Raw genomic sequence first — 374 nt, 5'->3', positions numbered from 1 at the left:
AGCGTCGTTGTCACGACATCGCTGACCTTTGGTGTCGCGATAACCGGGACGATGTTCTGTGCCGGGAAGAGGTTCTTCACATCTTCAAGAATGATGAGATCATTGGCGGCAATGGCGGGATCCGTCGAGAAAAGGTTTGCCGCCTGCACCTGATCGTTCACCAGCGCAGACAGCGTCAAGGGACCGCCGACATCGAGCGACTTGAAGGACTTGAACTCCAGGCCGTAAATGTCCTTGAGGCCGATGATGCCTTCTTTACGGGTTTTCCATTCCGGCGGACCGCCGAGCACCAATTCTGAGGCGACCGGTGCCAGATCGGCAATTGTCTTCAGCTTGTATTTCTCGGCGGTTGCGCGTGTCACGGCGACGCCGTC

1 protein-coding gene is annotated in these 374 nt (G+C 57.0%); it reads right to left on the bottom strand.

The window, feature by feature from the left end; all coding sequences use genetic code 11:
* Positions 1-362: glycine betaine ABC transporter substrate-binding protein (locus EN804_RS35105; protein ID WP_281407930.1), on the bottom strand; the 362-nt coding region annotated here is incomplete at its 3' end.
* Positions 363-374 lie beyond the last annotated feature (12 nt).

Origin of the sequence: Mesorhizobium sp. M8A.F.Ca.ET.161.01.1.1 (assembly GCF_004792105.1) — a bacterium.
GTDB lineage: Bacteria > Pseudomonadota > Alphaproteobacteria > Rhizobiales > Rhizobiaceae > Mesorhizobium.
This window is presented reverse-complemented; position numbering and strand designations above follow the sequence as displayed.